Genomic DNA, 24,771 nt, shown 5'->3' with positions numbered 1-24,771 from the left:
CTAGGCGCGATGTACAGCCTCTCCGGGGGGAGACACGAAATGAACAACGTCAATACGGAAGTCCTGAGTGGTGCCCGAGCCATTGCGCTCGCGAGCGTCGCGGGTGCAATCTTGTGCGTACCGTTGGGTGCAGCTGCCCAGGTGGCGCTCGAAGCCGGCGCCATCGCCAAATCTACCACCGCGGCGCCTGCCAAGGCGGCCATGGGCGCGCCTGCCGGCGGCCCGGTGCAGATGACCATCAGCATGGCGCCCGCGCCGGCTGCCGCCGTGCCCGCGGACAGCCGTGGGCCGAACTGCACCGGCGCGATCCGCAACGAGAGCAATATCATCGTGCCGGTCGGCAAGTCATCGCTGATCCCCCTGCCAGAGCCGGTACGCAACCGCACGCTCGGCAACCCCAATGTAGTCCAGGCCACCATGGTGTCGCCGCAAACCCTTTACGTGCTTGGCCGCAGCGTCGGCACCACGAACATGATCGTGCAAGGACGCAGTGGCGGCTGCAGCATCATCAACGTGGTGGTCAATGCAGACGCCGGCGGCCTCCAGACCTCGCTGGCGCAACTGATGCCCGGCGAATCGCAGATCCGCGTGCTGACAGCCGCTGACAACCTGGTGCTCTCAGGAAGCGTTTCGAATGCGCAGGCCGCGCAACAGGCCATGGAGATCGCCTATGCGTACGCCGCGGCGGCGCAGGGCGAAGGCAACAAGAAAGGCGGCGTCCTCAACATGCTGTCTGTTGACACGCCACAGCAGGTCATGCTCGAGGTCAAGGTGGCCGAAGTGTCGAAGACGTTGCTGAATCAACTCGGTTCGGCGGTCAACCTCCAGGGCGGCTTCGGCTCCTGGAGCGGTGGCCTGGTGACCTCGCTGCTGAGCGGCGCGTCCGGGGCCATCTTCGCCAACAAGGCGAACAACCGGCCCTTCAACGTGGCCGTCGATGCGCAGAAGAATGACAGTCTGGTGAAGATCCTGGCCGAGCCGAACCTGGTCACCATCAGCGGCCAGGAAGCAAGCTTCCTCGCTGGCGGCAAGATCTATATCCCGGTGGCGCAAAGCAATGCCCTCGGTGGTGCATCCACCATCACCCTGCAACAGGAGGAGTTTGGCGTTGGCCTGAAGTTCACGCCGACCGTACTGGCAAATGGGCACATCAATCTCAGGGTGGCGCCCGAGGTCTCCGAGCTCTCGCCCACCGGCGCCACGGTCAGCGGCAGCAGCCTGACGGGACAGACCATCCTGCCTTTGATCACCACCCGCCGCGCTTCCACCACCGTGCAGATGCGGGACGGAGAGAGCTTTGCCATTGGCGGCCTGCTGCAAAACAGCGCACGCGGCTCGCTAAAGGCATTGCCGGGCGCCGGCGAGGTTCCCGTGCTGGGCACGCTGTTTCGCAGCACGTCTTTCCAGCAGGACCTGACCGAACTGGTGTTCATCATCACCCCGCACCTGGTCCAACCCATGCAAAGCGCATCCTATCCGCTGCCAACCGACAGCTTCTCGACACCGAACCCGCTCGCGCTCTACCTGATGGGCAATATGGAAGGCTCCGGCAAGAAGACTGACGCACCGAGCCCGACGCCCTCGCAGCCAGCCCCGGCAGCTCCCGCGCCGGCAGCGGTCCCGGCAGCGCCCGCTCCGCAGGCACCAAAGGCTCCGCTGAGCATGGTTCCGGCAGCCAAGCCGCTGGATGACGTGCCCGTCATCTCCCCGCCCGCGCCCCGGGCGAGTGCTGCGGGCGTTCCGCCGGCAGACGCTGCCGCGGCGCGCATCGCGCGCATCGAAGCCACCGCGGCACGGCTGGCGCAGGCGCGCGCCGCTACCACTGCCAGCCCCGGCGGCCTGGCGCCGGACAAAGCCCGCCCGGCCGAAACACCAAGCGCCAACTGAGCTGCCGAAGCGTCCGTCCACGAGGAGAACCACCATGAACAAGAACCTGAAGTACGCGCGCCGCGCCGCTGTCACGCTGGCAGTGCTTGGCAATCTGACCCTGTCCGCCTGCATGACTTCGACGCCAAACTGGGACAAGCATTTTGGCGAGGCCGTTACCACCGTGACGCGCTCCCAGATCATCAACCCCGACGCGCCCGCTGGACTGCCATCGCTGACGGGCACCGATGGCAAGACCGCCGTGGCCGCAATGACCAACTACGAGCGGTCGCTGATACGCCTGCGCCCCGCCGGCACCGGCGCTGCAGGTGGCATGGATTTCGGTGCGGGGGGCTACGGCGGCATCGGCATGGCGGGCGGTGCGGGAACGCGCTGAAATCGGTTTGCTCGGGGAGACTCATCATGTCCAAATCAATGCTTCGCAGGACCGCGCTGTCGAGCCATCGCGCCCGGCAGCGCGGGGCGGTAGCGATCATCGTTGCGATCGCACTGGTCATGCTGGTGGGCTTCCTCGGCCTGGCGCTCGACCTGGGCAAACTCTACGTCGCCAAGAGCGAACTGCAGAACGGCGCGGATGCCTGCGCGCTGGCTGCCGCTCGCGACCTGACGGGAGCGACTCCGCTCACCGTCTCGGAAGCAGCGGGCATTACCGCCGGCCTACGTAACATGGCATTGTTCCAGAGCGAGTCGGTACAGCTTGTCGCCAACCAAAGCGTGACATACAGCGACGCATTGGCCGACCCCTTCCTGGACAAGAACAGCGTCACCTACCCGCTCGCCAGCATCAAGTACGTCAAATGCTCTGTCAGCCGCGCCGGCATTGCCAACTGGTTCGCCCAGGTGCTCAACTTCCTGCCGGGTGTGAGCATCGGGCCCACAACCGTCGCCTCGTTCGCGGTGGCGACCACCGGCTCGGCACAGACGACCTGCGCCATCCCCGTCTTTGTCTGCAAACCCAGCACCATCAGCCCGCCACAGTCCCCCTATACCACCGGGCAGTGGCTGGTGACCAAGCTCGACTCCAGCAACAAGGGCACCTACGGGGGCGGCAACTTTGGCTGGGCGGACCTGAGCGGAGGCAACAGCGCCAGCCAGATTGCTAAGCAACTCGACGGCGCGGGACAGTGCAACCTGCCAGCCCAAGGGACATTGATCGGATCTGCCGGCAACAAGGCATCCCTGGCGGATGACTGGAACAGCCGCTTCGGCATCGTCAAAGGTTCGAAAGTGCTGGGCGTGACCGACTTTACGGGATTCACGTACAACGACACCACCTGGACGGCAAAGAGCAGCGCTTACGACGGCAGCTCCGTGGATACATCGGGCAAGACCCAGCCGAACTTCCTTGCCGCGCGCAAGGCCTATCGTGCCTATCAGGGCGACTCCGTTACCGGGCTGAGCACACAGGGCAATCCCGCCCCCGCCGCTTCGTACCAGAGCGGCGCGGATCGTCGCCTCGTGCTCGCACCGATTGTGGACTGCTCCGGTTTCGCAAACCCCGGCAACCATAGCGCACCGGTGCAAAGCTGGGCCTGCCTGCTGATGATCGAGCCCATGCAAACCGGCGGAAACATCGACTCCGTACGGCTCGAGTACCGGGGCGACTCAAGCGCGCCAGGCAGCCCCTGCGCGACGCAAGGCATCCCTGGAGCAGGTACTGGCGTAGGACCGCTAGTGCCGGTTCTCGTGCAATAGGAGGAGATCATGAAGACAAGAAAAATGCTCCTGGCGCGCCATCGCGGCGTGGCGGCCGTCGAGTTCGGCATTCTCCTGGTCCCCATGCTGCTTATGGTCTGTGGCGTGGCGGAATTCGGGCGCGCCATCTACCAGTTCGACACCCTGACCAAAGGCACGCGCTCCGCCGCCCGCTACCTGTCGCAGTTCTCCCCGCTGGATATCAGCTATCCGACGGGGCCGGCGAAATGCCTGGCCGTCTACGGCAATACCAGCTGCTCGGGCTCAGCGCTCTCGACCGGCCTCACTACATCGATGGTAGTGATCTGCGATCGGGTCGACGCATCAGGCTGCCCCGGCATGTCATTCGCCGACGTGAGCACCTACGACAACAGCGCGGGCACTGGCACGCCGGCCGGCACGATCAACCTCGTCACGGTAAAGATCACCGGATATACGTACTCGCCCATCCAGACCTTCATCAATGCAAGCGGATTGACCTTCACCGACATCGCTACCGTCATGAGGCAGGTACTATGAAAACGCGAACCCACTTCCTCCGGCCCGCGCGGCAGCGCGGCGCGACTGCTGTCGAGTTCGCCTTGATAGCCGGCATCTTCTTCCCCCTGCTGATTGGCATCGTGGAGTTCTCCCGCGTGCTGTTTTACTGGAACTCCGCAGCCGAGGCCACACGGCTTGGCGCGCGCATGGCCATCGTCTGCGACGCCGACGACGCGATCATCAAGACCAAGATGCGCTCACTGTTGCCGCTGCTCAGCGCCTCCAACATCCAGCTCAACTATCTGCCAACGGGATGCGACTCCGATGCGGTCACCGCGCGGGGCACCTGCCAGAGCGCAACCGTCAGCATATCCAACGTCTCGGTACGCACGTTCATCCCCTTGCTTCCGATCACGCTGACCATGCCACCCTTCACATCCACGCTGTCCCGAGAGAGCATGAACTCGTCAAGCGGTGGATCGGTTTGCAGCTAGATTGCCCGAGATTGGAGAACGCACCATGTTGAAGATCCTGATCGCATCGGAAGATGCCCAAAAACTTGACGAGATTTCCCGCCTGAGCGCAGGGATCGGGAACTTCCAGACCATGTCGCTCCTGGAAGGACCGGCCCGCTTTCCGTTCCATGGCAGCCAGATGCAGCTGGCCGATCTCCTCATCATCGAGCAAACCGTCGTCGGGGCATCGCAGATGCATAGCATCGAAGCCTTGCGCGAGCAGCACCCCGAACTGCCTTGCATTCTTGTCACGCCCAACCCGAGCTCCGACTGCCTGATCAAGGCCCTGCGCGCGGGTGTGCGCGACGTCCTCGCGTGGCCGCTGGACAGGACGCAACTGGCGGAGGCGTTGCGGCGGGTGGAGGCCAGCCATGTGCCCAGGAATCGCGAGTTGGCGCAAGTGATCTCGTTCATTTCATGCAAGGGCGGCGCGGGCACCAGCTTCCTCGCCAGCAATCTCGGGTATGCGCTTGGCGCCCAGTTGGGAAAGCGCGTCCTGGTAATCGACCTGAACCGGCAGTTCGGAGACTTGACCTACCTTGTCAGCGACAAGCCACCGCCCTCCACCCTCCCGGAAATCTGCAGTCAGATCGAGCGGATGGATGCGGCGTTCCTGGATGCCTGCCTGACGCATGTCGAGAGCAATTTCGACATCCTGGCCGGCGCCACCGACCCGATCAAGGCAAGCCAGATTCAGAAAGAGAAACTCGAGTGGATACTCTCAGTGGTCCAGCCGGTCTACGACTTTGTGATCGTGGACATCGGACAGGCGCTCGACCCTCTGTCCATCGGCCTGCTGGATCGCAGCGATCGCATCTGCGTCGTCGTCGAACCAACCATTGCCTTTGCCCGCCCGGGACGCCGCCTGCTTGATATCCTGCGCGCCCTGCACTACTCGGCCGACAAGGTCCACATCTTGCTCAATCGCGAGGGCCGCCGCAATGCGCTGGCTCGCTCGGCCCTGGGCGACGTGTTTGGCATGAAGATCTTCCACGCGCTGCCCGACGATTCCTCGGCTGTCGACGAGGCAATCAGCCACGGAGAGCCGGTCGCAAAATCCCACAAACGCAGCGCCATCGCCAAGGCGATCCTGGCACTGGGTACGCAGTTCGTTGCCGCAACCGGAGCCGAGCGCCGTGCGCAACAAGACAGCGTGTCGCCGTTGCGCAAGCTGATGCTGCGCACGCGCGCAACCTGAGCCACCGAGTTCCTGATTCCCTTACCGGAGATCATCATGTCAATCCGCGATCAACTGTCGAGCCCCAGCCAGCCTGCCTTCATCGCCAATGGCCATGGGGCAATCCAGTTCCCGCCGACTCCGGCGAACTACCGCTCGTTCAAGCGGGCCATCCATGAGACGGTGCTGGACCGTGTGGAGCTGGAACGGCTGGCACGCTTCCCCCAGGAGCAGGTCCGGCAGGAAATCAACATGCTGGTGAGCAGCATCATCGAGGAAGAGAAGATCCTGCTCAATGACGCCGAGCGCAGGCTGCTCACTTCGGAGGTCTACGACGAGATGTTCGGCTTCGGGCCGCTTGAGCCACTGCTGCAAGACCCTACGGTTTCCGACATCCTGGTCAACACGGCGAAACAGACCTTCGTGGAGCGGCGCGGCAAGCTGGAGCTCACCGATGTCACGTTCTACGACGATGCACACCTGATGAAAGTCATCGAGAAGATCGTTTCGCGGGTCGGCAGGCGCATTGACGAAACCAGTCCGATGGTGGACGCGCGGCTGCCGGACGGCTCGCGCGTCAATGCGATCATTCCCCCCTCTGCCATCGATGGTCCCTTGCTATCGATCCGGCGGTTCGCCGTCAATCCCCTGCAGGTAGCCAACCTGGTCGAACTCAAGAGCCTCACGCCGCCGATGGCGCAACTCCTGCAAGCGCTAGCGCACGCCAAGGTGAACGTGCTGGTGTCAGGCGGAACCGGCAGCGGCAAGACCACGCTGCTGAACATCCTGTCGGGCTTCATTCCCGAGAGCGAGCGCGTCGTCACCATCGAGGATGCAGCAGAACTCCAGTTGCGCCAGCCGCACGTGCTGCGACTGGAAACCCGGCCACCGAATATCGAAGGCAAGGGTGAGATCACGCAGCGCGCCCTGGTACGCAACGCGCTGCGCATGCGTCCTGACCGCATCATCCTGGGCGAGGTGCGAGGTGGTGAGGCGCTGGACATGCTCAATGCAATGAATACCGGCCATGAGGGTTCGCTGACCACCATCCACGCCAATACACCGCGCGATGCGCTTACGCGTCTGGAGAACATGGTCAGCATGGCCGGCCTCAATCTTCCACCGAAGGCAATCCGGCAACAGATATCCTCGGCAATCACCGTCATTGTGCAGGCGTCACGGCTGACTGACGGGCGCAGGAAGATAGTCAGCATCCAGGAGATCACCGGCATGGAGGGCGAGATCATCAACATGCAGGAGATCTTTACCTTCCAGCGTACCGGTGTAGCCCAGGATGGCACGGTCAACGGGCACTTCCGCGCCACAGGCGTGTACCCGAAGTTTGCCGAACGCCTGCGCGTGTTCGGCGTGGGCTTGCCCGACGAAACCTATGACCCGGCAAAGCGCTTCGACGTCTGAACCGGCCAGCGGCACAGAGAATGTGGGGAGAAGAAAATGAGCTTCATATTTTATGCCTTCATCATCTTGTTGTTCGCTGCGGTGGTGCTTTGCATCGAAGGCGCCTACCTTTGGTGGAACAATTACCACGGCCCGGCGGCGAAGCGGATCGAGGCCAGGCTGCGGTCGCTGTCGGCCGGCGGGCAGGTGAGCGCGGAGACCCTGTCGATCCTGAAGGGGCGCATGCTGAGCAACACGCCGTTGCTGCAGCGCTGGCTGCTGATGCTGCCTCGCGTCGGCGGGCTCGACCGATGGCTCGAGCAATCCGGGAGCACGTGGTCGGTTGCGCAGCTACTCGGATATTGCGGGCTGGTCGCGCTGTGCACGCTGGCGCTCGTGCCGCTGCTGCCCGTGCCACCAGGACTGGTGGTACTGGGCGCGTTACTGGTTGGCTCATTGCCTGTCTGGCATGTCATCGCACTTCGGCATAAACGCCTCAAGCAACTGGAGACGCAATTGCCCGATGCTGTCGACATGATCAGCCGCGCGCTACGTGCGGGGCACTCCTTCTCGGGTGCGCTGGGGATGGTGGGGCAGGAGGTAAAAGACCCGATCGGCCGCGAATTCCGGACTACCTTTGAGGAGATCAATTACGGAGTCGCTCTCGACGAGGCAATGACAAACATGGCAATGCGAGTGCCGATCAACGACTTGCGCTACTTCGTGATCGCGGTACTGATACAGCGCGAGAGCGGCGGCAACCTTGCCGAAATTCTCGACACGATCGGCAACCTGGTGCGTGAACGCCTGAAGCTGTTCGACAAGATCAAGGTGCTCTCGGCAGAGGGGCGCCTATCGGCCTGGATACTGGGCCTGCTCCCGTTCGCCACCGCGGGACTGATTCTCGTGGTGAATCCGGATTTCATGACAGTGCTATGGCAAGACCCGATAGGCCTCAAGATGGTCGGGATGGCGCTGGGAGGAATGACGCTCGGCGTCGTCTGGATGCGCCGGATCATCCGTATCCGGGTCTGAATGTACGCGACCCAGAAGCAGGCAGAATTCTCGATTCCGGAGGCGATCATGCAAGGTGTCCATACAGAGCAGGTCCTGATGCTGGTTCTCATTTTCGTGGCGGCGTTCGGCGCGGTGTTCGGTCTGCTGCTGACATTCACGCCAAGCCGGGCACGCGAGAGGCTGGGGCAGATAGTCGGTACGGCCACGGGAGCCGGCACGGGGCAGGACAATGCCTGGCTCGACAACCTGGTGCGGTGGGCCAGGCCCGTGTCCCGCCTGTCGTTGCCCAAGGAGGGTTGGGAAGGCTCGCAGATGCGCGTGCGCTTCATGAACGCCGGCTGGCGCAGCAGCGCTGCGCCGCATCTCTACTTCGCCGCCAAGACGGTGCTGGCCATCGGGCTTCCCATGCTGGCGTTGGTAGCGGTGAGCGGCATGCCGGCGTTCCAGGGGCAGTACAAGACCGTGGCGCTCCTGGCAGTACTAGGTGCGATTGGCTACTACCTGCCCAATGCCGTGCTATCGCGCAAGGTGGATAACCGCAAGCGCGCGGTGTTCGAGGAGTTTCCGGACGTGATTGATCTGCTCACGGTTTGCGTGGAGGCCGGGCTCGGGCTCGACGCGGCGCTGATGCGCGTGGCGGATGAACTTGCGCTGCGCTGCCCGGTGCTGGCCGACGAGCTGCAATTGATGCTGCTGGAACTGCGCTCTGGCTTCGCCAAGGACAAGGCGCTGACCAACCTGGCGCTGCGCACCGGTGTGGATGACGTGGACAAATTCGCATCCATGCTGAACCAGGCCGATCGCTTCGGCACGAGCCTGGGGGAGTCGCTGCGGGTGCTGTCCGACATGCTGCGAACCAAGCGCCGCATGCGTGCTGAGGAACAGGCCGCGAAGATTGCGCTGAAACTACTGTTCCCCTTGATCTTCATGATCTTCCCGACACTGCTGCTGGTGTTGCTTGGACCCGCATTCATCCAGATTTATCGGGTCTTGCTGCCGACCATGTCCGGCCAGTGAGTTAGCTAGCCTCGCCTGACTGAACGTCGCTCCCTCGATTGTCTCCCGGTGCAATGCCAGGGAGCCAGTCTTGCCCGGACTTTGTCCGGGCATTTTTGCTGGTGGCACTAATAGCCAGTATGCCCGCCGGCGGGAGGTGAACGGCGCGACGCGCCCATGACGCTTGACCAGGTCTTCGCTCGCATGAAGAATACAGGCAGGCCCCTTGCCGTCGGCGCGTCGGCATTTCGCATGGAGACCCCATGAAGATCCGCATCCTCAGCGATCTGCACCTCGAACACGACATACCGGCGGCGATACCCGACTGCCCCGCCGACCTGGTGGTGCTGGCCGGCGATATCGCCAATGGCCGTGCCGGCGTCGACTGGGCCGCGCGCACCTTTTCGGGGCCGGTGGTCTATGTGCCGGGTAATCACGAGTACTACGAGAGCGCCTTCGAGCAAGTGGACGCGGAGATGGCGGAGGCTGCCGGGGCGGCGCCGCATGTGCGCGTGCTCAATGACGCGGTGGCTTGTTTTGACAACCTGGCAGGCGAGCCGGTGCGCGTGATCGGCACCACCTGGTGGACCGACTACGCGCTGTTTGGCACCGGCCGGCGCGAGGAGTCGATGCTGGCTTGCGCTGGCGTGATGGTGGACCACCGCCTGATCGAGGTGGCGGATGGCGACGGCCAGCGGCGCCGCTTCACCACGGCCGACGCGCTGGCGCGGCACGAAGCGGCCAGCGCCTGGCTGGCGGCGCAGCTCGCCGCGCCCTTTGCCGGCAAGACGGTGGTGGTGACCCACCATGCGCCAGATCTCGGCAGCCTCGACCCGCGCTTCTCCCACGACCTGGTTTCCGCCGGCTTTATCTCGCGCAGGCCGGACCTGGTTGCGCAGGCCGACCTGTGGGTGCACGGCCATACGCATACCGGCTTCGATTACCGCCTTGAGAACGCACGCGTGGTGTGCAACCCGCGCGGCTATATCCGCCGCAAGACCGGCGAACCGGAGAATCCGGCCTTCGACTGGTGCTACACGGTGGAGCTGTAAGCCTTTCCCGCGACGGCGCCCCTTCGGCCGGTACTGTCGCCCCATAAACAAAAACCCCCGCCGGCTCGCGCCAGCGGGGGTTTTTGCTACTATGGGTAATGCGGGTACAGCAGGCTGCCGTTTGGCAGGCCGGCAGATTTACATCATGCCGTCCATGCCGCCCATGCCCCCCATGCCGCCCGGCATTGCCGGAGCCGACTCATCCTTCGGCAGTTCTGCCACGGCGCAATCCGTGGTCAGCATCAGCGAAGCGACCGAAGCAGCGTTCTGCAGCGCGGTGCGGGTCACCTTGGTCGGGTCCAGCACGCCCATTTCCACCAGGTCACCGTACTCGCCGGTGGCGGCGTTGTAGCCGTAGTTGCCCTTGCCTTCGATGACCTTGGCCACGACGACCGAAGCTTCTTCGCCAGCGTTCAGCACGATCTGGCGCAGCGGCTCTTCCATGGCGCGCAGCACGATCTTGATGCCAGCGTTCTGGTCAGCATTGTCGCCGGTCAGGTTAGCGATGGCAGCACGAGCGCGCAGCAGGGCCACACCGCCGCCGGGGACAATGCCTTCTTCCACGGCTGCACGGGTTGCGTGCAGTGCATCTTCCACACGTGCCTTCTTTTCCTTCATTTCGACTTCGGTGGCTGCGCCAACCTTGATCACTGCAACGCCGCCGGCCAGCTTGGCCACGCGTTCTTGCAGCTTTTCACGGTCGTAGTCCGAGGTCGCTTCTTCGATCTGGGCACGGATTTGCTTCACGCGTGCTTCGATCGAGGCTGCGTCGCCGGCGCCGTCGATGATGATGGTGTTTTCCTTGCCGATTTCGATGCGCTTGGCTTGACCCAGTTCTTGCAGGGTTGCCTTTTCCAGCGTCAGGCCGATTTCTTCAGCGATCACTGCACCGCCGGTCAGGATGGCGATGTCTTCCAGCATGGCCTTGCGGCGGTCGCCGAAGCCCGGAGCCTTGACAGCGGCGGTCTTCAGGATGCCACGGATGTTGTTCACCACCAGGGTCGCCAGGGCTTCGCCTTCGACGTCTTCAGCGATGATCAGCAGCGGGCGGCCCGACTTTGCCACTTGTTCCAGCACCGGCAGCAGGTCGCGGATGTTCGAGATCTTCTTGTCGAACAGCAGGACGAACGGGTTGTCGAGGGCGACAACTTGCTTTTCCGGGTTGTTGATGAAGTACGGCGACAGGTAGCCGCGGTCGAACTGCATGCCTTCCACGACTTCCAGCTCGTCGGCCAGCGACTTGCCGTCTTCCACGGTGATCACGCCTTCCTTGCCGACCTTGTCCATCGCTTCAGCGATCAGCTTGCCGATCACTTCGTCGCTGTTGGCGGAGATCGAGCCGACTTGCGCGATTTCCTTGCTGGTGGTGGTGGTCTTGGTCAGCTTCTTCAGCTCTTCAACCGCGTTCACCACAGCCTTGTCGATGCCGCGCTTCAGGTCCATCGGGTTCATGCCGGCGGCAACATACTTCATGCCTTCGCGCACGATCGACTGGGCCAGCACGGTTGCGGTGGTGGTACCGTCACCGGCGTTGTCGCTGGTCTTGGAAGCCACTTCCTTGACCATTTGCGCGCCCATGTTCTGCAGCTTGTCCTTCAGCTCGATTTCCTTGGCCACGGACACGCCGTCCTTGGTCACGGTCGGGCCGCCGAAGCTGCGCTCCAGCACCACGTTACGACCCTTGGGGCCCAGGGTAACCTTGACTGCGTTGGCGAGAATATTCACGCCTTCGACCATCTTGGCACGGGCGGCATCGCCGAATACTACGTCTTTAGCTGCCATGTTCTGAATCTCCTAAATCTGTACGAATGGGGTGCGTGGATTACTTGTTCACCACGGCCATGATGTCTTCTTCGCGCATGACCAGCAGTTCCTGGCCATCCACCTTCACGGCCTGGCCGGCATACTTGCCGAACAGCACGCGGTCACCCACCTTGACGTCGAGGACGATCGAAACGCCCTTGTCGTCCTTCTTGCCGGGGCCCACGGCGAGCACTTCACCTTGATCAGGCTTTTCGGCAGCGTTGTCGGGAATCACGATGCCGGAAGCGGTCTTGGTTTCATTGTCCAGACGCTTCACGATCACGCGGTCGTGCAAAGGACGCAGATTCATACGGACTCCTTGGTACAAAAAGTGATTTCAGGTTCACAAAAATGACCGCCAGCACTGACGGCCAGCAGAATTAGTACGCTGGGAGAGGTCTGTTAGCACTCGTCCCCAGCGAGTGCTAATTATAGGGACGGGGGATAGCGTTTTCAAGTCGACGACTTGATACGTGTTTACCCTGAAATTGTGAAAATCGTGATGGGGCCTGGCCGCGCGGCGGGATCTTTATTCGCGTCCCACTGGAATTCGGGCAGATTTCGCCGAAAGAAAAGTTGCCCATGGATCACTAACCCAATGCCTCGGCGGCGGATCGCCACATGCCACCCGTGGTGTTGCCGGCGGCACGTTCGCCGGCTGCGCTATCCTCAACGTCACCCACGTCCACGGCGACATAACAAGAAGCCAGCCCATTCAAAACTGCATGGCAAGAGTACAGAAGCGTTGATTTACGAGCGCGCCGGCCTGGCCAAGAATGGTCACACCAACCCTTCGCCACCCCTTCGCTAGTTCATCGCCAACTTATCCGGAGCGCATCATGTCCCAAGCCGCCATGCAGGCCCTCATCGTCGAATCCGCGGGCGCGCCGTTCACGGCCGTCCAGCTTCCCAGGCCAGTGGCCGGCCCCGGCCAGGTGCTGGTGCGCATCCTGGCCAGCGGCGTCAACCCGCTCGACACCAAGATCCGCGCCGGCCAGGCGGGGCACGCCCGCCACCCCTTGCCCGCCGTGCTTGGACTGGACCTGGCCGGCGTGGTCGAAGCCGTGGGCGCGGGCGTGACGGCTTTCGCGCCCGGCGACGAGGTCTATGGCATGACCGGTGGCGTGGGCGGCCTGCAAGGATCGCTAGCGCAGTACGCGGCAGTCGATGCCGACCTGCTCGCGCGCAAGCCCGCCGCGCTGTCGATGCGCGAAGCCGCCGCATTGCCGCTGGTGTTCATCACCGCGTGGGAAGGCCTGGTCGACCGCGCGCGCGTGCAGCCTGGCCAGAAGGTGCTGGTGCATGGCGGCGCCGGCGGCGTGGGGCATATCGCGGTGCAGATCGCCCGCGCGCTCGGGGCGCAGGTGTATGCCACGGGCTCGGCCGCGCAGAAGGCGATCATCGAAGGCTATGGCGCCACCGCGATCGACCACGCCACGACATCGGTCGCGCAGTATGTCGACCAATACACCGCGGGCGAGGGCTTCGACGTGGTCTACGACACGGTGGGCGGCACGGTGCTGGACGATTCGTTCCTCGCGGCGCGCACCTATGGCGGCCATGTGGTGAGCTGCCTGGGCTGGGGCGTGCACGCGCTGGCGCCGCTATCGTTTCGCGCGGCCACGTATTCGGGCGTATTCACGCTGCTGCCATTGCTCACCGGCAAGGGCCGCGCGCACCACGGCGAGATCCTGCGCGAAGCGGCGCGGCTGGCCGATGCGGGCAAGCTCTGCGTGCGGCTCGACGCGCGGCACTTCACGCTCGGCAGCGCCATCGACGCGCATCGCGCCATCGAGACGGGCACAGCCAAGGGCAAGCTAGTGGTGGAGATTGCCGGGAATTAAGCGTCTGCGCGATTGCCCAGGCGCTCGATGGTCGCATCCAGGAAGGCGCGCAGCCGCCCCAGGCGGCGCAGGTCGCGGTGATAGCCCACCCAGACGTCGCGCCCCGGTGGCGCCTCGCCCATGTCGATGGCCTGCAGCCCGCCCAGGCGCTCGGCCAGCGCGCAGGGCAGAACAGCCAGCCCCGCGCCGGCCGCGCACAGCTTGGCCTGCGCCTCGCGGCTGTTGCTGCCGAATGCCACCCGGGCGTTCGGCAGCAGCTTGCGCATCCAGGCCACGTCGGGCAAATCCGCGAAGCCCGCATCCAGCGTCAGCAGGGCATGGCCCTCGCCATCACCCGCGCGCGGCGGTGCCACGCCGGGCGCCGAGTAGAGCGCGTAGTCCATGTGCATCAGCTTGCGCTGCACGATATCGGCCTCGTCGAACGCGCGGATGCGAAAGACCAGGTCCGCCTCGCGTCGTGCCAGGCTGAGCAAGCGCGCATCGGTGACCAGTTCCACCGCGACGCGTGGATGGGCGCGGATAAAATCCGCGATCACCGGCGTCAGCATGTGCACGCCAAACCAGTCGGACGACGATATCCGCAGCATGCCGTCCAGTTCCCGTGCCTGGCCGGACAGCTGGCGCTCGAAAGCAATCGCCTCTGCCTCGATACGCTCCGCGTGGGCGAGCACGGCAGCCCCTTCATCGGTCAGCACATAACCGTCGCTGGTGCGCTGGAACAAGGCATGCCCGACGGCATCCTCCAGCGCCTTCAGCCTGCGGCCCATGGTCGGCTGCGTCTGCCCGATCGCGCGCGCGGCGCCGCCCAGGGTGCCGGCGCGGGCGATCGCCAGGAAGATCTTGATATCGCTCCAATCCATCCGGGGAATTTGCTGACGTAGCTGACGTTATGTTTGGGAGATGTCGGATTCGGCGCAGCCAGGCAAGTCGCAGGCGGCTGCGCGATGATGGCACGCCAGTGTGGCGGCAACAATAGCGCGTTCGCCTGCGGCGGGCCGGCATCCCGTCAACGTCAGGCGGAAGGCGCCCGCCCCTCCAAGGCCCAGTAGTCAGGCACTTCCCGGCTGGGACTGCGCAGCACCAGCGTGCAGCCGCACTGGCGGCAGCGGTAGGCATAGGCGGCGCCGTCCCGGACCCGCGCATTGGCGCGCGCGGCCACAAGATCCTCGTGCGGCGGCAGGTGTCCTGGCCTGCCGGCCTGGCGCTTGCATCGCTCACACGGCGACATGGATTTACCTCAGGTTGACAGGGGGCATGGTTCCATCCGGCACAGCAGGATGGCAACAGGAAAATTGGTGCAATGCACCATGATTATAGGCGCTTTGCGAGCCTTTTCCAGATAGATAGCGGGCCATGAGTTGCCTTGCGGCGCAACGAAACGATGCCTCGCCAGGGCAGCTGCGGCCAGGCTAGCGGACCGCAGGCGTGGGCACCGTGAGGAGGTCTCGCCGCGCATCGGGATTCGCTTCACGGCGCGCGGACGTATCGCCCGGAGGCCGTTCCCGCGGTGGCTCGGCCAGCGGCACCGTGACGACGGCGAACACGGAAAACGGGCACCAGAAAGATGGCCTGAAGAGACTCATTCTGCGGATGACGATGGCGCCGGCAAGAAACGGTGAAGGCTTTGAAAAGCGGCGGACCGGCAAGGCAGCGCCTGGTCGGTCCGGCTTCAGGATTGGTAAGCCCTGCCCATCTTAACGACCGAATCGGCGGATGGTTGAGGCTGTCATCAACTATTCATGAAACCCGCAAAATACGGCGCGCACCTGGACGGAATCCATCCTGGTGCCACGCAATGTACGCCGCGGCTTTACTGCCCGGAAGCCGCGTCGCGCGCCTTGCGCTTGGCGGGCCGGCCCGTCTTGACGGTCTCGACCTGGGCCACAACGGCCAGCAACTGCCGCTCCGGCAGCGACTCCAGCATCTTGAGCCCGGCGCGTAGCAACTCGCTCTTCTTCACGTGCGCGCCGCCGTTCAGGCAGCGCCGCTTAAGTTCCGCCAGCTTGGCATAGTCCCACTCCGGCATGGTGAAGCTGTCGCGCACGACCTTGGCCTTGGCAGGCTTCTGTGCCTTCTCAACCTTCTCTGCTTTCCCGACCTTCGGTGCGGCAGGCACGGTCTTGACCGCTTCAGCCTTGGCCGCCTTGCCTGCCCTCTGCGCCTTACCGGCGTGCGTGACCGGCGGCTTCACTGCGGCGGCTGCCTTTTTCTGCGCCGCGGCGGGCGCGGGCGCACGCGTGCGCCCATTCGAAACCGTTGCCATGCATCCTCCTGTTTTGATCGCAGTGGTATCAAAACAGTATATATCGTTAATATCGTTGATTTTCGCCGGCGGCGCGAAAGGGACAAAAGGAGGAAAGGCAGGAAGCAGCCATCGCCGTCAAGCGGGACGGGGCCATGCAGACACGGATTTCGTCAAAAAACCTGCCATCCCCGCGAAGGGAGAAGTATCCGCCGGCCCCGCCACGATCATAGCCGCCGGTTATTTCATTCTTGCGACGAAGCGCAAGCTGCCACGCTACGTGCCAGGCGCGGACTCGCTGGCGATGGCCTGCAGCGCCGCCTTGTCGGATAACGTCAGGCGCCCGTATTCCAGGCGCAGCACGCCCTGCTTCTCCCAGTCCTTGAGCTGCCGGTTGACGCTCTGGCGGGACACGCCAAGCATATGGCCCAGGTCTTCCTGGGAGAGCTTGAGCGCGGCGGGAGCGCCGGATGCCCGCACACCCGGCATGCCACGGGTGGACAGCGCGTGCGCATGCTCGACGGCAAGCAGGCGCCGCGCCAGCCGCACCGGGAACGGCATCAGGATCACCTCGTCGATCCACTCCAGTGCGCTGCGGTAGCGCCGGCAGATCAGTTGCGTGAACTCCATCAGCCAGCGCGGCTCGCGCGCGACAAGCGCATGGAAGGTGGCGGCGGGAATCACCAACAGTTCGCTAGCCTGTGCGGCGCGCGTGTCGTACACGCGATGTGCGTCGATGAAGAGCGAGACCTCCCCGAACCACTGACCGGGCTCCAACAGGCTGACCACGGCCTCGCGCCCGTTCTGCGCCGTGCTGCTGACCTTGATGGCGCCGCGCTCGACGCAGAAGAGCGCGTCCGGGTTGGAGCCGTAGGTAAACAGCACCTCACCCTTGACCAGTTGCCGCCGCATGGCATGCGACCGGAGCAGTGCTTCGAGCTCGGCCGAAAACTGTCCAGCGGCGGTGTCGTCTTCGTGCGGCTGCGGTCGTGTGCTCATGCCTTTTCCCCGGGTTGCTGGTTACGCTGCTGATGCCGCTCAGGCGGCTCAGGGGGTTCAGGAGGTTCAGGCCTGATCGGTACGGAACCAGCCGGTGAGTGCCCAGCGCGTCTTGTGGCAGGGCAATACTTCATGCGGAACGAGGTCGCTGCGAAACACGGCCAGCCGCGCGCGCTGCGGCAGCACGCGGTGCAACTCGGTGGCGCCGTCGTCCTGCCCGTAGAGCGCAAGTTCGCCGCCATCACGCTCGCTCCATTCAGGATTGAGGTAGAGCACCAGCGAAATCTTGCGATGCAGGGTCGCGCGATGCTGGTCCACGTGCTTCTTGTAGGCGGTGCCGACCGGATAGTGCGAGAAGTGGAATTCCTCACGCTTCAAGCCCAGGAAGTAGCGCTCGTTCAAGGCCTCGCGCAAGCCCGCGGCCCAGGCCTGGAAATCCGCCCTGGCCGCGCCGGCGGGCGCGTCGTCGAGCCACAGGATCGAATCGCCGCGAATGCCCGCGTCGCGGGCGGTGGCTTCGCCCCGCCCGATGCGGGCCGGATGGAACAGGCCGGCCTCCCACGCCGCGCGGCTCTCGGCATGCAGCCGCGCCGCCAGCGTGGTGTCGATGAGGTCGTCGGACACTGCCCAACCGTGCTCTTCCAGGGCAACAAACAAACGTTCCAGGGCTGACATGGGTGGGAGATTTCTTGCTGGGGAACCGTCAAAACGAAAAGGGCCACCCGGACAACAGGAGGCCCTTGGCGCGCAGGCGCGCATTTTAACAGCCCCGGCGCGGCAGCCATGCCGGCCGGCGGCCTACAACAACCCGCTGCTGTCGAGATACTCCAGCGCCAGGCTCACCGCGCGGCGGGCCTTGAGCACATAGATCACCTGCCGGTCGCGCACGACCAGGGCCAGCACATCGGCCTGCATCAGTTCATTGAAATGGTGGCTGGCGCGCGGCAGGCTCAGCCCGGCGACGCCAGCCAGGTCGAACGCCGGCATGCCAGCTTCGCCCGCCTCCAGCAGCGCGCGGCAGATGGCGGCACGCGCTGGCACTGTCAGCAGCGCGTACGTCAGGGTGCTTTCTTGATCGGTCTCCATGGCCACGCCTTCCCGCTCGTCGTCCAGATGTCATGTCGTTATATGCGTCGATATGCGTCGGCCGGCCGTACGAATTGCCGCAGCCCTTCCGCCGCGACCGCCTGACACCTACTTTCTACGCGGCAGGCGCAGCAAATGCAACCCGCCGGGGCTCGCTGGCGCACAATTACACAAGATTACAACAGGCTGCGGCAGCCCGCCCGTGGCGGCTCACGCGGCGCCGGGGTGCGCACTGCGGCGCTGGCGTTCACTCGCCCTTTGACGCGCCGCACAACGCCGCATCCACCCCCTGCAAGATACCGTAACAGGCACGCGCGCCCGCCGGATGCCGCATCCGCGGATGTATGACGCGCTCCACTTGCCGGCGCAAACCATCGGGTCACCCACCGCACCGGCGTAAGCAACTGAAATATTCAGTAATGCGCAGCGCGTTTCACACATTCCCGCGCCGCACTATCCTTGCCATATGAGCCGCCTGCGCGACGCCGCGCGCCCGGCGTGCATACGTGCGGAAACCAACCCGGCAGCCCGGGCAGGAAACGACAAACAACGGCATTGCCCCACAAAAGTCTGTCATGACTATCGCTTGCTTCTCGCCTTCATGAACGCCGCGCGTTTGCTCTCGCCGCGCCTGCTCTGCCTCGCCCTGGTGTCTGCCTGGATGGGTGGCTGCGCGGTCGGGCCGGACTATCAGCGCGCCCCGGTCGAGACCCCCGCCGCGTATCGCGAGGCCGTGCCGGACGATCATCAATGGAAGATCGCCGAGCCTCGCCCGGTGGATCTGACCCAGGCCTGGTGGGTGGGCTTCGACGATGCCCGCCTGAATGAGCTGGTGGGGCAAGCCAATGCAGCCAACCAGAGCCTGCGCCAGGCCGAGGCCCAGTACCGGCAATCCCGCGCGCTGGCGCAGGCGGCGCGCTCCGCCTTGTTTCCCACGCTCGGCGCCGGCGTGGGCGTGGGGCGTGCGCGCACCAACACGCTGGGCATTCAGGCGGTGTCCAACACCCATGTGGCCAACCTCGATGCCAGCTGGGAGATCGACCTGTGGGGCCAGGTGCGACGCAGCATCGAAGCGGCCCGCGACAACGCGCAGGCCAGTGCCGCCGACCTTGCCGCCGCGCGCCTGACGATCCAGGGCGAGCTGGTGCAGGACTATATCCAGTTGCGTGTCACCGATGTGCTCAAGGCGCTGTATGCCCGCACCCTGGCCGCGTATGAAGAATCGCTCAAACTGACCCAGAGCCAGTTCCGCGCAGGCGTGGCTACCTCGGCCGACGTGGCGCTGGCGCAGGTCACGCTGAATGCGGCGCAAGCGCAGGCGATCGACCTGGACGTGCAGCGCAACCAGCTGGAGCATGCCATCGCCGTGCTGCTGGGGCGCGCCCCAGCCGAGTTCACGCTGGCGCCAGAGGCATTTTCGATGCGCCCGCTGGCGGTGCCGCCGGGGCTGCCTTCAGCGCTGCTCGAGCGCCGCCCCGACATCTCGGCGGCCGAGCGCCGCATGGCGGCGGCCAATGCCAATATCGGCGTGGCGCGCGCTGCGTACTTCCCGTCGCTGGTGCTCTCCGCGGTGGGCGGCGCCAGCAGCGGCAGCCTGGCCAACTGGTTCGGGCCGCCCGGCCGGGTGTGGTCGCTGGGCGCGGCGCTGGCCGGCACCATCTTCGACGGCGGGTTGCGCAACGCGCAAAACGACCAGGCCGTGGCGGCCTACGACGGGGCGGTGGCGGCGTACCGGCAAACCGTGCTCAGCGGCATGCAGGAGGTGGAAGACAACCTCTCGGCGCTGCGCGTGCTCGACCAGGAAGTGGTGGTGCAGGACCAGGCGGTGGACGCCGCCCGCGTGGCCGAGCGCGTGAGCCTGGCGCAATACCGCGCTGGCACGGCTTCCTACCTCTCGGTGGTAACGGCACAGGCCCTTTCCTTGTCTAACGAACGGACCGCGATCCAGTTGCGTGGCCGGGAGCTTGCCGCCAGCGTGGCGCTGGTCAAGGCGATCGGCGGCGGCTGGCAAAGCGATGCGCTGGCGCAACCGTGATCTCTTGATCCCCGGATCCCCGGATCCCCGGATCCCCCAATTCCCCGATAGCCCGATCCACATCGGCACACCACTTCCAAGGCAATCCATGGCGACTCAGTCCTCCCGCCGCAATCCCGTCCTGATCGGCCTGGCCGTGCTCACGCTGGCAGCCGTGGTGTGGTTCGCAGTCGGCCCGCTCAAGCGCATGGTGGCGCCGCGCCGGGCGGCGCCGCCGGCGCCGGCTGTCTCGGTAACCAGCGCGCAGGTCAAGCGCGAAGACGTGCCGATCGGCCTGTCCGGCGTCGGCACGGTGCAGGCCATGGCCACGGTGACGGTCAAGCCACGCGTGGACGGCCAGCTCGACCGCGTCGGCTTTGTCGAAGGCCAGGACGTCAAGGCCGGGCAGTTGCTGGCGCAGATCGACCCGCGCACGTTCCAGGCGCAGCTGCAGCAGGCCATGGCGCAAAAGGCGCGTGACGAAGCGCAGCTCGCCAATGCGCGCCTCGACCTGCAGCGCTACGAGGGCCTCATCAAGGAAAACGCCACCACGCAGCAGACGCTGGATACCCAGCGCGCGCAGGTGGCGCAACTGGCCGCCGCGGTGAAGACCGACGAAGCGCTGGTCAACGTTGCCCGCGTGCAGCTCGACTACACCACCATCACCGCGCCGCTGTCCGGGCGCGTTGGCGCGCGCCTGGTCGACCCGGGCAATATCGTCCACGCCGCCGACGCCAACGGCCTGGTGGTGATCCGCCAGATCGACCCCATCGACGTGGTGTTCACGCTGCCCGACGGCGAATTCCAGCGCATCAACGGCGCCATGCAGGCCAGCGGCGCGCCGCTCGTGGTGCAGGCCAGCGAACGCGCCAGCGGCCAGTTGCTGGGACAAGGCAAGCTGATCCTGCTCAATAACACCATCGACACCACCTCCGGCACCATCCAGCTGAAAGGGCGCTTTCCCAATCCGTCGCACACGCTGTGGCCAGGCCAGTACGTCAATGCGCGGCTGGTGCTCGGCGAGCGCAACCAGGCGCTGACCATCCCTGCCGCCGCCGTACAACGCGGCCAGAGCGGCACCTATGTCTATGTGGTGCAGGCGGACCATACGGTTGCGTCCCGCGCGATCGAGGTGGCGGAGACCCAGGACGCCAAGGCCGTCGTGGCTAAGGGGCTGGCGGTCGACGAGCGGGTCGTGGTGGACGGGCAGTACAAGCTCAAGCCCGGCACTCGCGTCAACGAGACGGCCGCGGCCACCACCATCGCGGATGCCGGCGCAGCGCCCGCCTCCGCGCCAGCCGCCGGTGCCCCGGCCAACCGCGCCGGGAACGCACGGCCATGAGCATTTCCGCGATCTTCATCAAGCGCCCGATCGGCACCTCGCTACTGGCCCTGGCCGTGCTGCTGGTCGGCGTGGCCGCATGGCCGCTGCTGCCTATCGCACCGCTGCCGCAGGTGGATTTCCCCACCATCCAGGTGTCGGCGAACTTGCCCGGCGCCAGCCCGGAGACCATGGCGTCAAACGTGGCCCAGCCGCTGGAGCGCCAGTTCTCGCTGATCGGCGGGCTTACGCAAATGACGTCGACCAGCGCGCAGGGCAACGCCCAGATCACGCTGCAGTTCGACCTCAACCGCAGCATCGATGCCGCCGCCGTGGACGTGCAGGCCGCCATCAATGCCGCCAGCGGGCAATTGCCCGGCAACCTCCCCACGCCCCCGACCTTCCGCAAGATCAACCCGGCCGACTCGCCGATCCTGGTGCTGGCGGTGCAGTCCGACACGTTGCCGCTGACCGAGGTCAACGACTTCGCCGACAATGTGCTGGCGCAGCAGATCTCGCAGATCTCCGGCGTCGGGCTGGTCAATATTGGCGGCCAGCAAAAGCCGTCGGTGCGCATCCAGGTAGATCCGCAGAAACTCTCGGCCATGGGCATGAGCCTGGAGGACCTGCGCGGCGTGATTGCCGCCACCACGGTGAACCAGCCCACCGGCAGCACCGATGGCGCCACCAAGGCCTTCAACGTCTACACCAACGACCAGGTCACCAAGGCGGCAGCGTGGAACGACATGGTGCTGGCCTACCGCAACGGCGCGCCGGTGCGCGTGCGCGATGTCGGCGTGGCGGTGGACGGGCCCGAAAACGCCAAGCTGGCGGGCTGGGGCTTTGCCGGCGCCGCCGCGCCGGCGGACAACACCTTCCACAACGGGCGCGCCATCATCCTGGCCATCACCAAGCAGCCGGGCGCCAACGTGATCGAGACGGTGGACCGCATCCGCGCCGCGCTGCCGCACCTGCAGGCCGCGATCCCCCCCACCGTCAACGTCAACACGCTGGCCGACCGCACCCAGACCATCCGCGCCTCGGTGGCCGATGTGGAGTTCACGCTGGTGCTCACCATCGCGCTGGTGGTGATGATCATCTTCGTGTTCCTGCGCAACGTGGCCGCCACGGTGATTCCGAGCGTGACCGTGCCGCTGGCGCTGATGGGCACCGCCGGCGGCATGTACCTGCTGGGCTACAGCCGCGACAACCTGTCGCTGATGGCACTCACCATCGCGGTGGGGTTCGTGGTGGACGATGCCATCGTGATGCTGGAGAACATTTATCGCCACGTCGAAGACGGCATGGCGCCGATGGACGCCGCGCTCAAGGGCGCCGCGGAAATCAGCTTCACCATCGTGTCGATCTCGGTCTCGCTGGTGGCGGTGTTCATCCCGCTGCTGCTGATGGGCGGCATCGTGGGGCGGCTGTTCCGCGAGTTCGCCGTGACCGTCACGCTCACCATCGTGGTATCGGTGCTGGTCTCGCTGACGCTCACGCCGATGCTGTGCTCGCGCTACCTGACCCCGCCGCGCGGCCATCATCACGGCCGCATCTACCAGTGGTTCGAGCACGGCTTCGACGCCATGCTGGCGAGCTACAAGCGCGGGCTGGACGTGGTGATGCGCCACCAGTTCTTCACCCTGTGCGTGTTCATCGCCACGGTCGCCACCACGGTGGCGCTGTTCATCTACATACCCAAGGGCTTCTTCCCGCAGCAGGACACCGGCTTCATGTTTGGCATCGCCGAGTCCGCGCAGGACGCCTCGTTCAAGTCGATGAACGCGCGCATGGTGCAGCTTGCCGATATCGTGCGCGCCGACCCCGATGTCGCCGCGGTGGGCATGACCGGCGGGCAGAATACGCTCAACACAGGCAACTTCTTCATCAGCCTGAAACCCAAGGACGAGGGCCGCACCGCCAGCGCCGACGAAGTGATCGCGCGGCTGCGGCCCAAGCTGGCGCAGGTGCAGGGCGCCAACCTGTTCCTGCAGGCCGGGCAGGACATCAACGTGGGCGGGCGGCTGTCGCGCACGCAATACCAGTACACGCTGATGGACTCCAACCTGGATGAGCTCAACCAGTGGGCGCCGCGCATCCTGGAGCGCCTGCGCGCCCTGCCCCAGCTCGCCGACGTGGCGTCCGACCAGCAGAACGCCGCCGCCGCCGCGCGCCTGTCCATCGACCGCGCGCGCGCCTCGAGCTTCGGCATCACGCCGGCGCTGATCGACTCCACGCTGTACGACGCGATCGGGCAGCGCCAGGTCGCGCAGTACTTCACCCAGATCAACAGCTACCACGTGATCCTGGAAGCCACGCCAGCGCTGCAGGACGACCCGCGCTTGTTCAGCAAGCTGTACGTGACCTCGCCGCTGACCGGCGAGCAAGTGCCGCTGTCCACCTTCGTCAAGATCGACACCGACAGCACCGCCTACCTGTCAATCAGCCACCAGGGGCAGTTCCCCGCCGTCACGATTTCGTTCAACCTGGCCAAGGGCGTGGCACTGGGTGACGCCGTCAAGGCCATCAACAGCACGCTGTCCGGCATGGGACGCCCGCAGACGCTCTCCGGCTCGTTCCAGGGCACGGCACAGGCCTTTGGCGCCTCGCTTGCCTCCCAGCCCTACCTGATCGCCGCCGCGCTGATCGCCGTGTATATCGTGCTGGGGCTGCTGTACGAAAGCTACATCCATCCGCTCACCATCCTCTCCACCCTGCCTTCCGCCGGCGTGGGCGCGCTGCTGATCCTGCTGGCCGGCGGCTATGACCTCAGCGTGATCGCGCTGATCGGCATCATCCTGCTGATCGGCATCGTCAAGAAAAACGGCATCATGATGGTCGACTTCGCGCTCACCGCCGAGCGCGACCACGGCATGAAACCGGAGGAAGCCATCTACCAGGCGTGCCTGCTGCGATTCCGGCCGATCATGATGACCACCATGTGCGCGCTGTTGTCCGGACTGCCGCTGATGCTCGGGCATGGCGCTGGCTCCGAGTTGCGGCGGCCATTGGGCTTTGCGATGGTGGGCGGGCTGGTGCTGTCGCAAGCGCTGACGCTGTTCACCACGCCCGTGGTGTATCTCTACCTGGATCGCGCGCACTATTGGTATGTGAACCGCAAGGAACGGCGGCAGGCCCGGCGCGAGGGACGTGAGCACGCGAGCAGCGCGCAGGGCGAACGCGAGCGCCAGCGCGTGCTGGCTGCCGGGGAAGGAGACTGAGGGCCGGTCAATGCGACCCCCGGT

22 protein-coding genes are annotated in these 24,771 nt (G+C 65.2%); 14 read left to right on the top strand and 8 right to left on the bottom strand.

Features of this window, described 5'->3' with window-relative positions; translation table 11 throughout:
* Nucleotides 1-39 precede the first annotated feature (39 nt).
* The 10 genes from F7R26_RS04275 to F7R26_RS04230 all read left to right on the top strand — a co-directional run bounded on the left by F7R26_RS04275 (nt 40) and on the right by F7R26_RS04230 (nt 10,217).
* Entirely contained in the window at nt 40-1,887 is a 1,848-nt protein-coding gene (locus F7R26_RS04275; protein WP_150988501.1) for a type II and III secretion system protein family protein, read from the top strand.
* Nucleotides 1,888-1,921: 34 nt separating this feature from the next.
* Nucleotides 1,922-2,263 (top strand): hypothetical protein, encoded by a 342-nt coding sequence (locus F7R26_RS04270; RefSeq protein WP_150988498.1) that lies wholly within the window; start codon nt 1,922-1,924, stop codon nt 2,261-2,263.
* Nucleotides 2,264-2,289: 26 nt separating this feature from the next.
* The gene (locus F7R26_RS04265; protein WP_150988494.1) at nt 2,290-3,582 is read left to right on the top strand and encodes a pilus assembly protein TadG-related protein; all 1,293 of its coding nucleotides are present in this window, start codon (nt 2,290-2,292) and stop codon (nt 3,580-3,582) included.
* A gap of 9 nt (nt 3,583-3,591) precedes the next feature.
* Nucleotides 3,592-4,101, top strand: a complete 510-nt coding sequence (locus F7R26_RS04260) for a TadE/TadG family type IV pilus assembly protein (protein WP_043344371.1) — start codon at nt 3,592-3,594, stop codon at nt 4,099-4,101.
* On the top strand, nt 4,098-4,556 hold the full coding sequence (locus F7R26_RS04255) for a TadE family protein (RefSeq protein ID WP_150988492.1): 459 nt from the start codon (nt 4,098-4,100) through the stop codon (nt 4,554-4,556). Before F7R26_RS04260 ends, F7R26_RS04255 begins: the two co-directional genes overlap by 4 nt.
* 25 nt (nt 4,557-4,581) lie before the next feature.
* A complete protein-coding gene (locus tag F7R26_RS04250) occupies nt 4,582-5,775 on the top strand; it encodes an AAA family ATPase (RefSeq protein WP_150988489.1) in 1,194 nt (397 codons plus the stop codon).
* 36 nt (nt 5,776-5,811) lie between these two features.
* Complete coding sequence (locus F7R26_RS04245) at nt 5,812-7,173, top strand: CpaF family protein (protein ID WP_150988486.1); 1,362 nt, start codon at nt 5,812-5,814, stop codon at nt 7,171-7,173.
* 36 nt (nt 7,174-7,209) lie between these two features.
* Nucleotides 7,210-8,187 carry a type II secretion system F family protein gene (locus tag F7R26_RS04240; protein WP_193692128.1) on the top strand — a complete coding sequence of 326 codons (978 nt, stop codon included), beginning with the start codon at nt 7,210-7,212 and terminating at the stop codon, nt 8,185-8,187.
* 78 nt (nt 8,188-8,265) lie between these two features.
* Complete coding sequence (locus F7R26_RS04235) at nt 8,266-9,186, top strand: type II secretion system F family protein (protein ID WP_416047788.1); 921 nt, start codon at nt 8,266-8,268, stop codon at nt 9,184-9,186.
* Nucleotides 9,187-9,428: 242 nt separating this feature from the next.
* Nucleotides 9,429-10,217: a metallophosphoesterase gene (locus tag F7R26_RS04230; RefSeq protein WP_150988479.1), complete on the top strand. Its 789-nt coding sequence runs from the start codon at nt 9,429-9,431 to the stop codon at nt 10,215-10,217.
* A 138-nt stretch (nt 10,218-10,355) separates the two neighbouring features.
* Here F7R26_RS04230 and groL read toward each other — a convergent pair whose 3' ends face one another.
* Nucleotides 10,356-11,999: a chaperonin GroEL gene (groL, locus tag F7R26_RS04225; protein WP_150988476.1), complete on the bottom strand. Its 1,644-nt coding sequence runs from the start codon at nt 11,997-11,999 to the stop codon at nt 10,356-10,358.
* A 40-nt stretch (nt 12,000-12,039) separates the two neighbouring features.
* Nucleotides 12,040-12,330 carry a co-chaperone GroES gene (locus F7R26_RS04220; RefSeq protein WP_150988474.1) on the bottom strand — a complete coding sequence of 97 codons (291 nt, stop codon included), beginning with the start codon at nt 12,328-12,330 and terminating at the stop codon, nt 12,040-12,042.
* 529 nt (nt 12,331-12,859) lie between these two features.
* Here F7R26_RS04220 and F7R26_RS04215 point away from each other — a divergent pair.
* Complete coding sequence (locus F7R26_RS04215; RefSeq protein ID WP_150988471.1) at nt 12,860-13,864, top strand: zinc-dependent alcohol dehydrogenase family protein; 1,005 nt, start codon at nt 12,860-12,862, stop codon at nt 13,862-13,864.
* Here the strand turns inward: F7R26_RS04215 and F7R26_RS04210 are convergent.
* From F7R26_RS04210 to F7R26_RS04185, 6 genes are all read right to left on the bottom strand, one after another.
* On the bottom strand, nt 13,861-14,724 hold the full coding sequence (locus F7R26_RS04210; RefSeq protein ID WP_150988468.1) for a LysR family transcriptional regulator: 864 nt from the start codon (nt 14,722-14,724) through the stop codon (nt 13,861-13,863). The genes F7R26_RS04215 and F7R26_RS04210 overlap by 4 nt on opposite strands.
* 152 nt (nt 14,725-14,876) lie before the next feature.
* On the bottom strand, nt 14,877-15,092 hold the full coding sequence (locus F7R26_RS04205; RefSeq protein ID WP_150988465.1) for a hypothetical protein: 216 nt from the start codon (nt 15,090-15,092) through the stop codon (nt 14,877-14,879).
* 582 nt (nt 15,093-15,674) lie between these two features.
* Entirely contained in the window at nt 15,675-16,127 is a 453-nt protein-coding gene (locus F7R26_RS04200) for a hypothetical protein (protein ID WP_150988462.1), read from the bottom strand.
* A 255-nt stretch (nt 16,128-16,382) separates the two neighbouring features.
* Nucleotides 16,383-17,105 carry a Crp/Fnr family transcriptional regulator gene (locus F7R26_RS04195; protein WP_150988459.1) on the bottom strand — a complete coding sequence of 241 codons (723 nt, stop codon included), beginning with the start codon at nt 17,103-17,105 and terminating at the stop codon, nt 16,383-16,385.
* A gap of 66 nt (nt 17,106-17,171) precedes the next feature.
* Entirely contained in the window at nt 17,172-17,780 is a 609-nt protein-coding gene (locus F7R26_RS04190) for a 2OG-Fe(II) oxygenase (protein ID WP_150988456.1), read from the bottom strand.
* Nucleotides 17,781-17,903: 123 nt separating this feature from the next.
* On the bottom strand, nt 17,904-18,191 hold the full coding sequence (locus tag F7R26_RS04185) for a winged helix-turn-helix domain-containing protein (protein WP_150988453.1): 288 nt from the start codon (nt 18,189-18,191) through the stop codon (nt 17,904-17,906).
* A 586-nt stretch (nt 18,192-18,777) separates the two neighbouring features.
* Here F7R26_RS04185 and F7R26_RS04180 point away from each other — a divergent pair.
* The 3 genes from F7R26_RS04180 to F7R26_RS04170 all read left to right on the top strand — a co-directional run bounded on the left by F7R26_RS04180 (nt 18,778) and on the right by F7R26_RS04170 (nt 24,747).
* Nucleotides 18,778-20,226 (top strand): efflux transporter outer membrane subunit, encoded by a 1,449-nt coding sequence (locus F7R26_RS04180; RefSeq protein ID WP_416351305.1) that lies wholly within the window; start codon nt 18,778-18,780, stop codon nt 20,224-20,226.
* Nucleotides 20,227-20,314: 88 nt separating this feature from the next.
* A complete protein-coding gene (locus tag F7R26_RS04175; RefSeq protein ID WP_150988451.1) occupies nt 20,315-21,547 on the top strand; it encodes an efflux RND transporter periplasmic adaptor subunit in 1,233 nt (410 codons plus the stop codon).
* Nucleotides 21,544-24,747 carry an efflux RND transporter permease subunit gene (locus tag F7R26_RS04170; protein ID WP_150988448.1) on the top strand — a complete coding sequence of 1,068 codons (3,204 nt, stop codon included), beginning with the start codon at nt 21,544-21,546 and terminating at the stop codon, nt 24,745-24,747. Before F7R26_RS04175 ends, F7R26_RS04170 begins: the two co-directional genes overlap by 4 nt.
* Nucleotides 24,748-24,771 lie beyond the last annotated feature (24 nt).

The organism is Cupriavidus basilensis (assembly GCF_008801925.2).
Lineage (GTDB): Bacteria > Pseudomonadota > Gammaproteobacteria > Burkholderiales > Burkholderiaceae > Cupriavidus > Cupriavidus basilensis.
Note: the sequence above shows the minus strand (reverse complement) of the source record. Positions and strands in the feature narration are given on the sequence as shown.

What these genes read in the sequence shown, in the direction of transcription:
- F7R26_RS04240 (WP_193692128.1), top strand. Translation starts at nt 7,210, where the DNA reads ATGAGCTTCATATTTTATGCCTTCATCATCTTGTTGTTCGCTGCGGTG.
- F7R26_RS04250 (WP_150988489.1), top strand. Translation starts at nt 4,582, where the DNA reads ATGTTGAAGATCCTGATCGCATCGGAAGATGCCCAAAAACTTGACGAG.
- F7R26_RS04210 (WP_150988468.1), bottom strand. Translation starts at nt 14,724, where the DNA reads ATGGATTGGAGCGATATCAAGATCTTCCTGGCGATCGCCCGCGCCGGC.
- F7R26_RS04265 (WP_150988494.1), top strand. Translation starts at nt 2,290, where the DNA reads ATGTCCAAATCAATGCTTCGCAGGACCGCGCTGTCGAGCCATCGCGCC.
- F7R26_RS04200 (WP_150988462.1), bottom strand. Translation starts at nt 16,127, where the DNA reads ATGGCAACGGTTTCGAATGGGCGCACGCGTGCGCCCGCGCCCGCCGCG.
- F7R26_RS04230 (WP_150988479.1), top strand. Translation starts at nt 9,429, where the DNA reads ATGAAGATCCGCATCCTCAGCGATCTGCACCTCGAACACGACATACCG.
- F7R26_RS04195 (WP_150988459.1), bottom strand. Translation starts at nt 17,105, where the DNA reads ATGAGCACACGACCGCAGCCGCACGAAGACGACACCGCCGCTGGACAG.
- F7R26_RS04185 (WP_150988453.1), bottom strand. Translation starts at nt 18,191, where the DNA reads ATGGAGACCGATCAAGAAAGCACCCTGACGTACGCGCTGCTGACAGTG.
- F7R26_RS04220 (WP_150988474.1), bottom strand. Translation starts at nt 12,330, where the DNA reads ATGAATCTGCGTCCTTTGCACGACCGCGTGATCGTGAAGCGTCTGGAC.
- F7R26_RS04170 (WP_150988448.1), top strand. Translation starts at nt 21,544, where the DNA reads ATGAGCATTTCCGCGATCTTCATCAAGCGCCCGATCGGCACCTCGCTA.
- groL (WP_150988476.1), bottom strand. Translation starts at nt 11,999, where the DNA reads ATGGCAGCTAAAGACGTAGTATTCGGCGATGCCGCCCGTGCCAAGATG.
- F7R26_RS04235 (WP_416047788.1), top strand. Translation starts at nt 8,266, where the DNA reads ATGCTGGTTCTCATTTTCGTGGCGGCGTTCGGCGCGGTGTTCGGTCTG.
- F7R26_RS04190 (WP_150988456.1), bottom strand. Translation starts at nt 17,780, where the DNA reads ATGTCAGCCCTGGAACGTTTGTTTGTTGCCCTGGAAGAGCACGGTTGG.
- F7R26_RS04205 (WP_150988465.1), bottom strand. Translation starts at nt 15,092, where the DNA reads ATGTCGCCGTGTGAGCGATGCAAGCGCCAGGCCGGCAGGCCAGGACAC.
- F7R26_RS04245 (WP_150988486.1), top strand. Translation starts at nt 5,812, where the DNA reads ATGTCAATCCGCGATCAACTGTCGAGCCCCAGCCAGCCTGCCTTCATC.
- F7R26_RS04275 (WP_150988501.1), top strand. Translation starts at nt 40, where the DNA reads ATGAACAACGTCAATACGGAAGTCCTGAGTGGTGCCCGAGCCATTGCG.
- F7R26_RS04255 (WP_150988492.1), top strand. Translation starts at nt 4,098, where the DNA reads ATGAAAACGCGAACCCACTTCCTCCGGCCCGCGCGGCAGCGCGGCGCG.
- F7R26_RS04260 (WP_043344371.1), top strand. Translation starts at nt 3,592, where the DNA reads ATGAAGACAAGAAAAATGCTCCTGGCGCGCCATCGCGGCGTGGCGGCC.
- F7R26_RS04215 (WP_150988471.1), top strand. Translation starts at nt 12,860, where the DNA reads ATGTCCCAAGCCGCCATGCAGGCCCTCATCGTCGAATCCGCGGGCGCG.
- F7R26_RS04175 (WP_150988451.1), top strand. Translation starts at nt 20,315, where the DNA reads ATGGCGACTCAGTCCTCCCGCCGCAATCCCGTCCTGATCGGCCTGGCC.
- F7R26_RS04270 (WP_150988498.1), top strand. Translation starts at nt 1,922, where the DNA reads ATGAACAAGAACCTGAAGTACGCGCGCCGCGCCGCTGTCACGCTGGCA.